The following is a 14,991-nucleotide window of genomic DNA, read 5'->3' as shown; positions in this document are numbered from 1 at the left end:
TAAAAAATAGCCAAAACAAAGGCTTCATAATATGATTTGATTTTAAAAGGGGAGGGTGAAAGCTCTCCTTTTAGCGTGCTTGAAAGTAATACTTGTTTCTTTTCCATTTAGCAACCTCTTTATAATCAATTTTTTCGATCTATTTTATCGAAATAATCATCTTTATCGATTTGTAAAATCATAATAAGATATAAGCATTCGGAAACAATAGTAGGGAATTTTAAGGAAGAGGGGATAATCAATATGTCAATAGCAGTTATTTACGGTGGAAATCGTCCGAATGGGAATGTAGAGACACTGACAAAATTAATCACGCAAGGCTTAAATGTTGAAGAAGTTTATCTAAAGGATTATGTCATTCAACCAATAATAGATAAGCGACATGAAGAGGGGGGATTTTCCGAAGTAAACGATGATTATAACGCCATCATAGATCGTATACTCCCGCATGATATTCTTGTTTTTTCGACCCCTATTTATTGGTATAGCATGACAGGGGCGATGAAAAACTTTATTGATCGGTGGTCACAAACTTTAAGAGACCCAAATTATCCTAATTTCAAAGCAATGATGTCTTCTAAAAAAGCCTATGTAATTGCAGTTGGTGGAGATCAACCTTATATGAAAGGTTTACCAATGATTCAGCAGTTTCAACATATCTTTGACTTTATTGGCACAACCTTTGAAGGGTATATTTTAGGAGAAGGAAACAAACCAGGAGATATCCTTCAAGATTTAACAGCGTTGTCTGCAGCTGAATGTCTTCGAAAAGAATTACAATAGCATTTTGTTTCTGATGTATGTTAGCTACTAAAAAAGATCATTTATGCTCTTATGTTAAAGACATATAAAGAATAGAACAAAATTTTCTCCCGCGATTTAAAAACGGATTTGGACGATATGTAGCTTCCAAATCCGTTTCTTTTTATTTGATTAAAGGTTCTTTTGTTGTCGCTCGGTTTGGCAAAATCGATTACCATGTTTTTTAAAATTCTCTCGAGCATCAGAAAGTCATAACGTCGTGACGTAAATCATAGATAGGTTCAATGTTAAATCCTTGGCTATATAAATTGTCGTGTGGTACACCTGCTAACATGATATCTGTTCATTATTCGACATTGCTTTGTTGTCCAGAATTTGCGATGAATCATGAGACGCAACTTCTTTCTTTCAACTACTAACTAGTGTAAACTGAATTTTACTATCGATTTTTATGAATGTTTCGGTAAAATCTATCGGAAAATCCGAATGAAGGGGATTAAGTGAATGGATATGAAGCAGCTCCAAACGTTTTTAACGGCATCTGAAACATTAAGCTTTACCCAGACAGCACAGCGTCTCGACTATGCCCAGTCCAGTATTACAGCCCAAATTAAAACATTAGAACAAGAATTGGGTGTTATTCTTTTTGAGCGGCTAGGAAAACGCATTGTCCTGACAGAGGAGGGGAAACATCTCCAACAGTATGCAAAAAAAATGCTAGAGCTAGATCATGATATGAAAAAAGCGATGTCCAATGAACAGGTGCAAGTTGTCTTAAAAGTGGGGGCACAGGAGAGCCAATGTGTCTATCGACTGCCAACTATTTTACAACAATTTCAACAAGCGCACCCGCATGTGAAAATCATTTTTAAGCCAGTGCATACGACAGACATTGCGAAGGAATTATTACAAAAAGGCAAACTCGACGTTGCATTTATAACAGATACGTATCAGGAAACCGCCATGCTACAGCGAGAACGATTGATTCAAGAACAGCTTGTTTTTGTCAGTGCCTCTAAAGAAATCAGGCAGCCTTTATCTGCTCAACAACTATCAATTGAAACTATGCTGTTAACAGAAATGGGGTGCTCCTATCGGAATCATTTAGAAGCACAGCTACAGCAAGAAGGTGTCTTGCCTTCACAAATGATTGAGTTTGCCAGTATTGAGGCGATAAAGCAATGTGTGATGGCAGGCTTAGGTATCACGTTTTTGCCTAAAATGGTTGTAGAAAAAGAGTTGGAAAGTGGAAATTTAGTGGAGCTACCGTCCACAATCGACCTAGCGCCCATTTATACAGATATTGCATGGCATAAAGATAAGCATATGCATGCCTATTTACAGGATTTTATTGCTATAGCCAAGCTTAGCTATGAAGCATTTGGCAATGAAAAAAGAGCCTGAATGAATCAGACTCTGTTGCAAGCTATTGCTTCTTTAATGTACCAGAGAAATTAGTGCTTTCATTACGCTCTGCACGGCAATCAATCTCGGACACTTTCAGGGCGTTATTAGATAAACGCTCTACCTCGACGACACAACGATTGCCATTAGAGGATTTATTCATGATGGCTTTTGTACTGCTTGTGATTGTGGCGGTACCATTGACACTACCTGAAGCGGTGCCATCATTCGCCGTTAAAGCAAGAGAAAAGCTGTTGTTTGTGGCATTGGAAATGATGGCATCGCGGCGATTAAAATCATTTGTTCCTTTTCCCCATTTATAATAATACGTATAAACGCCTTCCCAGGCACTTTTGCTAGGGGTATTTTGCTGTAATGATTTATCGAGCTGGTTTTGAGCATTTTTCGCTCTTGTACTTAAAGATACATTGTTGGCATTATCATGAATGGACTGTGCGTCTGCTGAAATTTCATAAAAATTTCGTTCATCCATGCGATAGAGCATCGTGACAACTTGTGCACGTGTCATATTGTTCATTACGCCATAAAACTTCTGTAAATTTCGATCTTCATACTGTGGATTTTGCCCTGAAGAAATATAGGTATCAAGTAAAAATTGAATAGATTGATCTAACCCTTTCTTCCCGCTAGCTAAATGAGCAATTGCTTGTGCCACGACACCGCGCTTCACAGTAGCCGCTCGAATTCGGTTATCAAAATAACCATTTAAAGGTACACCATAGCTAGCGAGTTGGTTATAAAATTCATCCGACCAGTTTGCCGTAGGGGTCTGTTTCTTTAACTCATCGATGGGTGATTCAAGCTCATAAAAATTAGCTAGCAATTTGGCCAACTGCTGTTCAGTAATCGTGGCATTTGGTTTAAATGTACCATCTGTAAAGCCGTTGACAATATCATACTCTTCTGCCCATACAATCGCTTCATAGGCATAATGATCCTCTGATACATCTCGAAAGCCAGAAGCTTGTACATTGCCTGCACTGGCAACAATCAGAATGGAAAATAATAAGGTACATACTAATTTTTTCATTCGTCGTTTTCATCCTTTCTTGCTCGCTTTAGTAATAGTTTGCAGGAAATGGATAAAAACTGCAAATTTTTCTAGCACAAAAAATAATCGCTGTCCCTTGTGGGGAAGCGATTATTTACGATGTAATTATTGGGCTGTGTAGCCACCATCTACAGTTAATGTGTTACCTGTCATAAAGGTTGAATCATCACAAGCCATGAATAAAACAGCTTTTGCCATTTCTTCTGGTTGTCCTAAGCGTTGCATAGGTGTTACTTGACGTAGTGGCTCTTTGCTTTCTTCTGGAATAATCGGTGTATCAATAAAACCCGGGCATAGGGCATTGACACGAATACCACGAGTAGCAAACTCCAATGCTAATGAACGCGTTAAATTAATAACGCCCCCTTTTGCTGCATTATAGGCGGCTGATCCTGGTGAGCCAACCCAACCATACATCGAAGCCGTATTAACGATTGTACCGCTATTCACTTTCAGCATTTCTTTAATGGCAGCCTGCGCCATTAAAAATACACCATCTAAATCTACATTGACAGTTTGACGCCATTCCGCATAAGGAAGCTCCTCAGTTGGTGTGACACGACCAATTCCAGCATTATTAAAAAGGACATCGATTTTGCCAAATGTCTCAATTGTTGTTTGATAAATAGCTGCTACTTCATTTTCGTCTGTTACATTTGCTTTGATAAATATAGCCTTTGCACCAGCTGCCTGTAATTCGGCAGCAAAGGCTTGGCCTTTTTCCTCGTTTAAGTCCACAAGTACTACTTTTGCGCCTTCTGCTACAAATAATTGAGCGGTTGCGGCACCAATACCAGAAGCACCACCTGTAATGATTGCGACTTTATCTTGTAATTTCCCCATATATGACACTCCCTTAAATTATAATTTTTTCTTGCACACTGCGTAAATGACGGTGTACTTTTATTGTAAAACGCTTGAAATTGGAAACAATCATTAATGTCGTAGCAAGTGTCTAACTAGTAGACATATTTGCCCGAAATGTCTAAAAGGGAGGAAGTAAAATTGCCAAAATGGACACAAAGACAGGAAAGAACCCGTCGTCATTTTTATGAGGCGTTTGTCGAATTAATTAAAAAGCATGGGTTTCAAGCCTTGACAGTGAAGGATATTGTGGAACGAGCTGGCTATAACCGTAGTACTTTTTATGTGCATTTTCAAGATAAATTTGAGTTAGCGGAAAATTTGCTCGAACAGATGTTGAATGGTCTGGAAGTCGCAGTAGGTGAACCTTATTTATATGGGGAAAAGGTGTATACGACGAAATTGAAAGCACCGTCCTTTAATATTATTCATTATATTTACAAGCATCGACTATTTTTCGAGCTGCTGAATGTTGAAGATACAATTCCTGGATTGCATACACGTATGCCCCTAACCATTACAAAAATATATCAAGAGCAATTTAAATTTGAAACGATCAATCAGCAGCCAGTCAATATGGACATGTTCAAGCATTATACTTCATACGGTTTTTATGGATTGATGATGCAATGGATTGCAAGTGGTTATGAAAAATCGGAAGACGCTTTAATTAAGGATATTATCGAACTAACTAAAACTCATATTTATGCATTTGAATTTATAGGGAAGCCACTGGAAAAAGAAGAGTGAAAGGTTTGTATAATATATTTTGCATTTTTATAAAAAATCTCTAATGAAATAATTAGGGATTTTTTTGTTTGGGCGAAATTATATTTTCTTAATGAAAAAAATTTTCAAAAGAAATTTTCATAAAAAGGTTGAATTATTTTTGTTTTAAGCATATATTTTTCCTAAGGGAAACAAAATATCTGCAGAGAAAGAAGAGTGCGTGTATGAAAGATTTAGGTGATATCAAACTGACAATTTTTCCAATGGTCATTTTAATCCTTCTGGCAATACTATGGAAACTCACAGATTCTGTAGGGGCAGGCATAGTGTTAATACTTTTCTGGATGAGCTGGCGCCAGCTTATTAGGAAAATGAATATAAATTAAGCGATTGTATGAGAAAAATCGGTGATGTGAACGACAGCAGTTGCTAAAAGGCGGGCATGACAGGAAAGGTATGGCTTGTCCGCTAACTCACTACTTCGTACATATTAGCTATTTTTCAAGCAATCACTAAAAAAGAGAAAGATGAGGTAAAAAAATGAAACAATGGTTAGGTGTAATGGTACTATCACTCTCCCTTCTATTATTCGGTTGTTCAACTGAAACAGAGGGAAAGAAAGAAGGCATTGTTGTCGCAACAACTGGACAAATAGCCGATGCAATCAAAGAAATTAGTGGCGATCATTTACAAGTATCAGCATTGATGGGCCCAGGGGTAGATCCCCATTTATACAAGGCGACACAAAGTGATTTATCGAAATTGGATAAAGCAGAAGTCATTTTTTACAATGGCTTACATTTAGAAGGCCAAATGCTCGATATTTTTGAACAAATGGCGAAGGACAAAACGGTTTTAGCAGTGGGCGAGACATTAGATGAAAAGCAGCTCCTTGCAAGTGACGATGATTCGATGCTACATGATCCGCATATATGGTTTGATATTGAGCTATGGAAAGGCGTTGTCAAAGCAATCAGTACACAACTTCAGGAAGAATACCCTGAATTTAAAGATGATTTTCAAACGAATGAAGCATCTTATCTAAAGAAGCTGGATGATTTACAAAGCTATGCTCAAAACCGTGTGAACGAAATACCACAACAGCAACGAATCTTAGTAACTGCTCATGATGCGTTCAATTATTTTGGTAGAAGCCAAGGGTTTGAAGTACGTGGTTTACAAGGGCTTAGTACAGATTCAGAGTATGGTGTTAAGGATGTTCAGGAAATGGTTGATTTTTTAGTAGAAAATAAGATTAAAGCTCTCTTTATAGAATCGAGTGTATCCGATAAAGCGATGAAGGCTGTTATTGAAGGGGCTAAAGAAAAAGGTCACGACATTGTCATCGGTGGGGAATTATTCTCAGATGCCATGGGTGCTGAAGGAACAACGGAAGGTACATATATTGGTATGTATCAACATAACATCGACACAATCGTCGATGCATTAAAGTAGGTGAATGGTATGGATGCATTAACAGTAGAAAATCTATCAGTAGCATATGATAAAAAAACAGTATTAGAGAATGCCTGTGTGACGGTACCTAAAGGTCATCTAGCGGCCATTATTGGTCCGAATGGTGCAGGGAAATCAACCTTTTTAAAGGCCATTTTAAATCAACTTCCTAATAAAGTAGGAAAGGTTGAAATTTTAGGGAAGGTGTTTGAGCCGAAAAGTTTAGTTGTTGGCTATGTCCCTCAGCGTAATGCTGTGGATTGGGATTTTCCTACAAATGCGCTGGATGTAGTGCTCATGGGACGTTATGGCCATACGGGTTTATTTAAAAGACCATCCAAGCAAGATAAAATTGTTGCGCGACAAGCGTTAGCAAGCGTTGGGATGCTGGACTTTGCAGAGCGCTCCATCGGACAATTGTCAGGAGGTCAGCAGCAGCGTGTATTCCTAGCTAGAGCACTTGCTCAAAATGCAGATATTTATTTTTTAGATGAACCATTTGCAGGTGTAGATGCTGCGACTGAAAAAACCATTATTGATATTTTAAAAGATTTAAAGGCACAGGGAAAAAGTATTTTTGTCGTCCATCATGATCTTCAAACCGTCAAAGAATACTTTGATTATACGATTCTATTAAACAAAACGATTTTAGCATCAGGTGCAACAGAAGATGTTTTTACACCAGAACAATTACAAAAAACGTATGGTGGTAAACTATTCATGATGCAGCATGCGTAAGGAGGGACACAATGTTAAGTGGTAATTTATTGTGGGTACTTAGTGGAACAATGCTATTGGGCATTGCAGCTGGTATAACAGGCACCTTCTCCTTCTTGCAAAAACAAAGCTTAGTTGGTGACGCTGCGGCACATGCAGCATTACCAGGTATTGCGCTCGCATTCCTGCTAACAGGTCAAAAGGAATTGCCGGTTTTAATGCTAGGAGCGGGCATCACATCTGCATTATCTGTGTATTGTATACAATGGATTGTATCGTTTTCAAAAATGAAGGCTGACGCTGCCATTGGTTTAGTCCTCACTGTATTTTTTGGTGTTGGTGTAGTATTTTTAACAGTTGTCAACCGTAGTCCACTTGGTAATCAAAGCGGTCTGAATAATTTTATTTTTGGCAAGGCAGCGACGATGACCAAAGCGGATTTAATGTGGCTGTTTATTAGTGCAACCATTATTATAATGGTTAGCCTCTTACTCTATAAGGAATGGAAGCTACTCATCTTTGATCCTGTATATGCAAAAGGGATTGGCTTACCGATTGAGGCTTTAAAGGCAACCTTAACAGTTTTAATTGTGATGACAATTGTCACAGGTATACAAGCTGTCGGCGTCATATTAATGTCTGCTTTATTAATTATTCCTGCTGCAAGTGCCAAGCTATGGACACAAAAATTAAGCACGATGCTTATTTTGAGTGCCGCGATTGGAGGAATTGCGGGCATAACAGGAACTTTTATTAGTGCGATTCGAACAGGGTTATCGACTGGTCCGATTATCGTCTTAGTAGCAGCAGGAATATTCTTTATATCGTATTTTATTAGTCCTGCAGGTCAAATTAGTAAATATCGTAGAAAAATGCAATTTCGAAAGCAGGGTGATGTAGGATGATCGAATTTTGGGTTGTATTCACAGGATTATTAGTTGGTGTGACATGTGGGATTGCAGGTGTCTTCCTCATCTTGCGTAGAATGTCCATGATCGCAGATGCCATCAGTCATACGGTGCTCTTTGGTATTGTGATGGCCTATCTTGTTACCCAGACATTAAATGGCTTTTGGATGCTTGTAGGTGCTGCGTTTGCAGGAATTTTAACAGCCTACCTTGTGCAACTATTGCATTCTTCTGGCATTCAAGAAGATGCCGCAATAGGGGTGGTCTTTACCTCCTTGTTTGCGGCAGGTGTCCTTCTGATCACCTTATATGCCGGCAATGTCCATTTAGACGTTGAACATGTTCTAATGGGGGAAATTGCTTTTGTACCTTGGGATAAATGGTCACTGCTTGGGCTAGCGATGCCTAAGGCCGTGTGGATGTTGTTACTCGTCCTAGTAATTAATATTGCCTTCTTGCTGTTATTCTTTAAAGAAATGAAGCTTGCCACTTTTGATCCTGTGTATGCGGCTACTATTGGGATTCCCGTTGTATTTCTTCATTATGGCTTTATGACATCCATTTCGTTCACGACTGTTGCGGCATTTGATAGTGTAGGGGCCATTTTAGTAGTGGCCATGTTGATTGGGCCAGCCGCCACTTCCTATTTAATTAGTAAGACGATTAAGCAAATGTTTGTCTATAGTATGCTCTTTGGTGCTGCTGCTTCTGTTATCGGCTATTATTTAGCGAAGTTTTGGGATACTTCTATAGCTGGTATGATGGCGACAACGGTAGGGTTAATATTTATTGTGACGTTCATCAGCCAAAAAATAATCGAACGCAGAAAAAAAGCACTTGTTCATAAGCTAGAAATGTCTTAACGAAAAACACTGTTTGATGCGCTCATCAAACGGTGTTTTTTCTTTTAGATGGAAGTTCAACCTTTTGGATGAGTATTTCAGTTAGGAAAAATAGTATACTCATTAAGAAATGCTAGAAAGAGAAGGCTTAGATTCTAACAAATTTTTCTATATTTTTATGTACGAATATTTAATAGTTTGTTACGATAAATTTTATTGAAGAAACAACAAGGAGAACAGCATGTGGAGAAATCGAAACGTATGGATTATTTTATTAGGTGAATTTGTCGTCGGACTTGGCCTATGGGCTGGCATTATTGGAAATCTAGCCTTTATGCAAGAGGTAGTACCTTCAGACTTTCACAAATCATTAATTATTTCCTGTGGTATTTTAGCAGGCTTGGTCGTCGGTCCAATGGCAGGGCGCATCATTGACCAATCGAAGAAAAAAACGGTTGTCCAAATGGCAAGTATCGGACGAATCATTAGTGTTTTATTTATGTTTATCGCACTTTATACCAATTCGGTTATTTGGATGATTCTTTTTTTAATTACGTTGCAAATAGCAGCCGCATTTTATATGCCTGCCTTGCAATCGATTATTCCAATGATTGCGAAGGAACAAGATTTAATTACGCTTAATGCTTGGCAAATGAATGCCAGAACCATTTCAAGAATTGTTGGCACAGCCGCAGCAGGGTTTATGTTAAGCTTCTTTGACTTAAAATGGCTATATATTATTTCATTTATTGTCTATGTGATCATGTTTGTTATTACAAGCTTACTGCAATTAGATGAAACGACAAATGCAACACTGACACACAAAGATAAAGGAAACTTTAAAGAAGTATGGCCTATGGTGAAGGAGCATCCGGTCGTCCTGATGACACTCGTCTTAATGTTAATTCCCACATTATTTTTAGGCTCTTTCAATTTAGTCATTATGAAAATTTCTGAAATCCATCAATCAACAACCATCTCAGGATTGTTATATACAGTCGAAGGCATTGGCTTTATGCTAGGTGCTGCAGGCTTAAAAATAATTGCTGAACGTGTACACATGGGCACACTGCTCTTTTCATTAGCCTTTATTATCGGCTCAATGGAGCTATTATTATTACTGGCGGAAATTCCTTTTTTTGCTTTAGTGGCATTTGGGGTCTTTGGCTTTTCAGTTGGCTGTTTTTTTCCGACAACGATGGTTATTTTCCAGAAACAAGTACCGAAACAGTTCCACGGACGTTTTTTCTCATTCCGTAATATGATTGATTCGGTCGTCTTCCAAGTCGTGCTCTTATCTACAGGGATGATGCTAGATTTAATCGGTTTAAGTGGCATGGGGCTTATTTTCGGGATTATTAGCTTAGGTTTAACAACTACTTTCTTACTCTATTCTAAAAAGAAGAAAGTGGTTATGCATGCGTATTAATTCAATGTAACCCATGCTCTACACCAATACCTCTAGCGATATAAGGGTGGTGGCAGATGAAAGGAACTGTCTATGAAATGAGGACGGTTCCTTCTTTATTTTATAGATTCAATTAATCTTGATTGGTATGCATAGAATACCTTGAAGATGATGGCACTTTAAAAGGGATATTTACATAGAGAATACATTATATTTAGAGAAGGAAGGTTGAAAAATGGTTGTAAAAGATCAAGGTTCAATAGAATCCTATATAGCGTCTCCAGAGAAACTAAAAAACTTATATAGGCGTGTGTTGGTCGTTGTCAGTCTATCTCAAATTTTTGGTGGAGCTGGGCTTGCGGCAGGTATTACAGTAGGTGCTCTGTTAGCCCAACAAATGCTAGGGACAGATGCTTATGCAGGTGTACCGTCTGCATTGTTTACGTTAGGCTCTGCAGGGGCAGCTTTCATTGTAGGGAAACTGTCGCAGCGATATGGCCGTCGCACAGGCTTAGCAACAGGTTTTATAGTCGGTGGAATAGGGGCCATAGGTGTCGTTTTGGCCGCTATAATGAATAGTGTGATCGTTTTGTTCGCTTCTCTATTAATCTATGGTGCTGGCACTGCGGCGAATTTACAGGCTCGCTATGCTGGGACGGATTTAGCCAATGATAAACAACGTGCCACGGCGATTAGTACGACTATGCTGATGACAACGTTCGGTGCTGTTTTAGGTCCGAATTTAGTAGAAATGATGGGGAGAGTGGCGCTATCCATTGGTGTTCCAGCTCTTGCAGGTCCTTTTCTATTATCTGCGGTTGCCTTTATTGTCGCAGGGCTTGTGTTATTTATTATGTTACGTCCTGATCCTTTAGAAATAGCCAAGGCCATTGAGAAATATAAGCAAAAAATGAACAAAGATAATAAAGCACCATCCTTGTATACAGCTGGCAATAAAAGAGGGTTAGCAGTAGGGGCAACGGTGATGGTTCTGACACAGATTGTCATGGTCGCAATCATGACGATGACACCAGTACATATGAAACATCATGGACATGGATTATCGGAAGTAGGCATTGTTATTGGATTTCATGTAGGGGCTATGTATCTGCCATCGCTTGTAACAGGTATTCTTGTTGATAAAGTTGGACGAACAGCCATGAGTATCGCCGCCGGTGTTACCTTGCTACTAGCGGGTTTATTAGCGGCATTCGCTCCAAGCGATTCGATGGTTTTATTAATAATAGCACTTTCTTTACTGGGGTTAGGCTGGAACTTCGGTTTAATTAGTGGTACCGCACAAATTGTTGATGCGACCGAGCCGTCTACACGTGCAAAAACACAAGGGAAAATGGATGTTTTAGTTGCACTAGCGGGGGCATCTGGTGGTGCTCTATCAGGAATGGTCGTAGCGAATGCTAGTTATGCGGCATTGTCCTTAGCAGGAGGGCTATTGTCTTTACTGCTCATTCCCGTAGTGATTTGGTCTAAAAGAGCTTGAGCATAGTATAAACTACATTGGTTACGAAACAATCTTGTTTGGGGATAGTTTCAAAGTTTAAAGAGTTGCTTCAAAGAAAAGTGAACCTTTTCCTATAGTTATTTTCTTTCTCGATAAATAGTATTTTAATAAGAAAAAATGGCTGCTAATGGTGAAAAAGCAGACGAAAGCTGTACCTCTCATTTTTCAAAGTAAAAATCTAACAAGACAAATAAAAACACCTTTCGTTGATAAACTTATCAAATCAACGTGAAGGTGTTTTTCTATGGGGACAAAAGTTTTTATCTAGTTGGAAATGGAAGAAGTTGAAATGTGAATAGCGTGAACTCTATAAAATAAGCGAAAAAATTAGAATTTCTAAGTTTATCTATTCATACAAAATATAGTTTTTCAGTAAAAAATATGTCAATATTCATCCCTAAATCCACTCATTATTAGAAAAATGTAACAAATATAGACTTATTTAGTTTGTTTTAGTGGTTTTTCAAAAAAATAAACGACATAAAAATCTATTTTCATCATTAAATAGCCTATTTATGTTGTTTTTTGCCAAAATATGTGTCTTTCTCTAAAATTTATGTTATTAGGGATGTCTATTCTTATTCAGAACTTTCCTAATATCAATAGTAGATTAGAGGTGTACAAATGTAGAATAAATTGTAATAAAAATAGTGTGGCAATCTATGTAGGGAGGTACAAACAATGAAAAAGAAAATAATTACAGGGTTGATAATAACATCGATTGTTGCTACTGGAGTGAGTCCTATCCATTCTTTTGCAACGCCTATAGTGCAAGTAGAAATGCAAGAAGAGAACGTGGCTCTGTCCTCATCATTAAGAAAATTAGGTGCACAATCAAAATTGATTCAAATGTATATAGACAAAGCTTTGATGAACCCTAATGTACAGTTAGAGGAAGTACCAGCTTTAAATACAGAGCAATTTCTAATAAAACAAGATATGAAAGAGTGGGCAGTGGAACTTTATCCAAAGTTAATTTTACTCAATTCAAAAAGTAAAGGCTTTGTAACAAAATTTCAGGCCTATTATCCTACATTAAAAGAATTTGTAGACACTAAGGAAAATAAGGAAGGCTTTTTGGATAGATTGGAAGTTCTTCAAGAAATGGTTCTGACAAACGAAGAAAGTGTTCAATATCAAATGAATGAGCTAACAGATCTTAAATTACAGCTTGATAAAAAACTAAAAAATCTCGATACTGATGTGATAAAAGCGCAGGAGGTACTAAGCGCAGAGGGAACAGGGAAAATAGACAAGCTAAAGGCTGAATTATTAAATACAAAAAAATCAATTCACAATGATTTACAGCAAATCGCATTGATACCAGGAGCTTTAAATGAACAGGGACTCAATATTTTCCAAGAGATTTATAGTCTTTCAAAAGATATCATTGAACCAGCAGCTCAAATAGCGGTGGCAGCCTATAACAAAGGAAAGGAAATTAACAACGCTATTCTAGAAGCAGAGAAAAAAGCAGAGCAAGAAGCAAAAGAACAGGGGAAATCTATTCTAGAGATTGAAGCAGCTAAAAAAGAGGCTCGTGAAAAAATTGAGAAAGATAAACAAGCTGAAATTGCTGCAGCCGCTGCTACAAAATCAAAAGAGTATGACCTTATGAAAACAATTGACCCAGAAAAAATCAAAAAAACATATAATACCTTCGCTGAAGTTAACAAACTAATGGCTGAACAAAGAGCATATTTAGATGATTTAGAGATCCAAAATCAAAAACTATATGATTTAACAAAGAAACTAACAATAGCAGATTTACAACAATCCATGCTTCTTCTTATGCAGCATGATTTGCATACATTTGCTAGTCAAGTAGATGTAGAAATTGACCTATTGAAACGCTATAAAGCAGATTTGAACCTAATAAAAAATAATATAACAAAATTATCAACTGATGCTGATGCGGCGAATCAACTGTCTCAACAAGATACATTAAGAAGATTAAAAAATATAATCAATCAACTTGAGGAACAGGTTAATAAATTTTGATGCTTAGAATTTGTAAAAACCTATCGAAAAGTAGGGAGGAAAAAATATGAAGAAATTTTCGTATAAGGTGTTAACCTTGGCTGCATTGACAACGCTTTTAACTGCTAATAATAGTACATCTATTCATGCGTTTGCACAAGAATGGAGCGCTCAAAAAGAGGTCGTTCAAAAACAGGATAATTATGAATTAGGACCTGAGGGACTGAAGAAGGCGTTAGCGGAAACGGGATCTCATATTCTTGTAATGGATTTGTACGCAAAAACAATGATTAAGCAACCGAATGTAAATCTCTCCAATATTGATCTAGGGTCAGAAGGGGGAGAATTAATCAAAAATATTCACCTTAATCAGGATCTGTCTCGAATCAATGCAAATTATTGGTTAGATACAGCGAAGCCAAAAATTCAAAAGACAGCACGTAATATCGTGAATTACGATGAACAATTTAATAATTATTACGACACATTAATAGACATTGTCCAAAAAAAAGATAGGGAGGGGCTAAAAGAAGGCATTGGTGATCTAATCAGTTCAATTCATACAAATTCAAAAGAAGTGACAGAAGTAATTAACATATTAGAAAATTTCAAAACGAAACTCTATACAAATTCAATTGATTTTAAAAATAATGTCGGTGGTCCAGATGGGAAGGGTGGATTAACAGCCATATTAGCTGGAAAAGAAGCATTGATTCCACAACTTCATGCTGAAATTCAGCAGCTATCTTCCACTCAGAAAGACCATTTTAACAATGTATTGGCATGGTCAATTGGAGGAGGATTGGGAGCAGCTATTTTAGTTATTGGGACGATTGCAGGAGGGGTAGTAATTGTTGTGACTGGTGGAACAGCAACGCCGGTTGTTGTTGGTGGCCTTACAGCACTCGGTGCAGCTGGTATTGGTTTAGGGACAGCATCCGGTATTATGGCATCTAATCATATGAATGCCTATAACGAAATTTCCCATAAAATAGGGGAATTAAGCACGAAAGCTGATCTTGCTAACCAAGCCGTTATTGCACTTAATAACACAAAAGACACGTTGACATATTTGTATCAAACAGTGGATCAAGCAATCATGTCTCTAACAAACATCCAAAAGCAATGGAATACAATGGGGGCAAATTATAAAGACTTATATGATAATATCGATCAAATGCAAGATCATAAGCTCTCTTTAATACCTGATGATTTAAAAGCAGCTAAACAAAGTTGGAATGATATTCATAAAGATGCGGAATTTATTGCAAAAGACATTGCTTTCACACAAGACTAATGCACAAAAACTTAAAAAGTATATAGGGAGG

13 protein-coding genes are annotated in these 14,991 nt (G+C 37.6%); 11 read left to right on the top strand and 2 right to left on the bottom strand.

The window, feature by feature from the left end:
• Positions 1–243 precede the first annotated feature (243 nt).
• Both MKY46_RS13465 and MKY46_RS13460 read left to right on the top strand, forming a co-directional pair.
• Complete coding sequence (locus tag MKY46_RS13465) at positions 244–783, top strand: flavodoxin family protein (RefSeq protein WP_089932594.1); 540 nt, start codon at positions 244–246, stop codon at positions 781–783.
• Positions 784–1,266: 483 nt separating this feature from the next.
• Positions 1,267–2,166, top strand: a complete 900-nt coding sequence (locus tag MKY46_RS13460; RefSeq protein ID WP_340834493.1) for a LysR family transcriptional regulator — start codon at positions 1,267–1,269, stop codon at positions 2,164–2,166.
• 22 nt (positions 2,167–2,188) lie between these two features.
• Here MKY46_RS13460 and MKY46_RS13455 read toward each other — a convergent pair whose 3' ends face one another.
• Together MKY46_RS13455 and MKY46_RS13450 are read right to left on the bottom strand one after the other, a co-directional pair.
• A complete protein-coding gene (locus MKY46_RS13455) occupies positions 2,189–3,217 on the bottom strand; it encodes an S-layer homology domain-containing protein (RefSeq protein ID WP_036126958.1) in 1,029 nt (342 codons plus the stop codon).
• Between the two features lie 126 nt (positions 3,218–3,343).
• Entirely contained in the window at positions 3,344–4,081 is a 738-nt protein-coding gene (locus MKY46_RS13450) for an SDR family NAD(P)-dependent oxidoreductase (protein WP_089932596.1), read from the bottom strand.
• 162 nt (positions 4,082–4,243) lie between these two features.
• Between MKY46_RS13450 and MKY46_RS13445 the strand changes: the two genes are divergently transcribed.
• From MKY46_RS13445 to hblD, 9 genes are all read left to right on the top strand, one after another.
• A complete protein-coding gene (locus MKY46_RS13445) occupies positions 4,244–4,852 on the top strand; it encodes a TetR/AcrR family transcriptional regulator (protein ID WP_089932598.1) in 609 nt (202 codons plus the stop codon).
• Between the two features lie 519 nt (positions 4,853–5,371).
• On the top strand, positions 5,372–6,286 hold the full coding sequence (locus MKY46_RS13440) for a metal ABC transporter solute-binding protein, Zn/Mn family (RefSeq protein ID WP_036126954.1): 915 nt from the start codon (positions 5,372–5,374) through the stop codon (positions 6,284–6,286).
• 9 nt (positions 6,287–6,295) lie between these two features.
• Positions 6,296–7,024, top strand: coding sequence for a metal ABC transporter ATP-binding protein (locus tag MKY46_RS13435; RefSeq protein ID WP_036126951.1), 729 nt, complete (start codon positions 6,296–6,298; stop codon positions 7,022–7,024).
• Between the two features lie 11 nt (positions 7,025–7,035).
• Positions 7,036–7,908 (top strand): metal ABC transporter permease, encoded by an 873-nt coding sequence (locus MKY46_RS13430; protein ID WP_036126949.1) that lies wholly within the window; start codon positions 7,036–7,038, stop codon positions 7,906–7,908.
• Positions 7,905–8,774 (top strand): metal ABC transporter permease, encoded by an 870-nt coding sequence (locus MKY46_RS13425; protein WP_036126947.1) that lies wholly within the window; start codon positions 7,905–7,907, stop codon positions 8,772–8,774. Before MKY46_RS13430 ends, MKY46_RS13425 begins: the two co-directional genes overlap by 4 nt.
• Positions 8,775–8,994: 220 nt before the next feature.
• Complete coding sequence (locus MKY46_RS13420; protein WP_036126945.1) at positions 8,995–10,182, top strand: MFS transporter; 1,188 nt, start codon at positions 8,995–8,997, stop codon at positions 10,180–10,182.
• Between the two features lie 214 nt (positions 10,183–10,396).
• Positions 10,397–11,662: an MFS transporter gene (locus tag MKY46_RS13415; protein WP_340834490.1), complete on the top strand. Its 1,266-nt coding sequence runs from the start codon at positions 10,397–10,399 to the stop codon at positions 11,660–11,662.
• A gap of 702 nt (positions 11,663–12,364) precedes the next feature.
• On the top strand, positions 12,365–13,684 hold the full coding sequence (gene hblC, locus MKY46_RS13410) for a hemolysin BL lytic component L2 (RefSeq protein WP_036126937.1): 1,320 nt from the start codon (positions 12,365–12,367) through the stop codon (positions 13,682–13,684).
• 46 nt (positions 13,685–13,730) lie between these two features.
• Positions 13,731–14,960 carry a hemolysin BL lytic component L1 gene (gene hblD, locus MKY46_RS13405; RefSeq protein WP_340811405.1) on the top strand — a complete coding sequence of 410 codons (1,230 nt, stop codon included), beginning with the start codon at positions 13,731–13,733 and terminating at the stop codon, positions 14,958–14,960.
• The last annotated feature ends 31 nt before the right edge of the window (positions 14,961–14,991 follow it).

Source organism: Lysinibacillus sp. FSL M8-0355, assembly GCF_038008985.1.
Classification (GTDB): domain Bacteria; phylum Bacillota; class Bacilli; order Bacillales_A; family Planococcaceae; genus Lysinibacillus; species Lysinibacillus fusiformis_D.
The sequence above is the reverse complement of the archived record's forward strand: the minus strand, read 5'-3'. Positions and strand labels throughout refer to the sequence as shown.

Coding starts and splice junctions, on each gene's coding strand:
- MKY46_RS13465 (WP_089932594.1), top strand. CDS start 244: ATGTCAATAGCAGTTATTTACGGTGGAAATCGTCCGAATGGGAATGTA.
- MKY46_RS13460 (WP_340834493.1), top strand. CDS start 1,267: ATGGATATGAAGCAGCTCCAAACGTTTTTAACGGCATCTGAAACATTA.
- MKY46_RS13455 (WP_036126958.1), bottom strand. CDS start 3,217: ATGAAAAAATTAGTATGTACCTTATTATTTTCCATTCTGATTGTTGCC.
- MKY46_RS13450 (WP_089932596.1), bottom strand. CDS start 4,081: ATGGGGAAATTACAAGATAAAGTCGCAATCATTACAGGTGGTGCTTCT.
- MKY46_RS13440 (WP_036126954.1), top strand. CDS start 5,372: ATGAAACAATGGTTAGGTGTAATGGTACTATCACTCTCCCTTCTATTA.
- MKY46_RS13435 (WP_036126951.1), top strand. CDS start 6,296: ATGGATGCATTAACAGTAGAAAATCTATCAGTAGCATATGATAAAAAA.
- MKY46_RS13430 (WP_036126949.1), top strand. CDS start 7,036: ATGTTAAGTGGTAATTTATTGTGGGTACTTAGTGGAACAATGCTATTG.
- MKY46_RS13425 (WP_036126947.1), top strand. CDS start 7,905: ATGATCGAATTTTGGGTTGTATTCACAGGATTATTAGTTGGTGTGACA.
- MKY46_RS13420 (WP_036126945.1), top strand. CDS start 8,995: ATGTGGAGAAATCGAAACGTATGGATTATTTTATTAGGTGAATTTGTC.
- MKY46_RS13415 (WP_340834490.1), top strand. CDS start 10,397: ATGGTTGTAAAAGATCAAGGTTCAATAGAATCCTATATAGCGTCTCCA.
- hblC (WP_036126937.1), top strand. CDS start 12,365: ATGAAAAAGAAAATAATTACAGGGTTGATAATAACATCGATTGTTGCT.
- hblD (WP_340811405.1), top strand. CDS start 13,731: ATGAAGAAATTTTCGTATAAGGTGTTAACCTTGGCTGCATTGACAACG.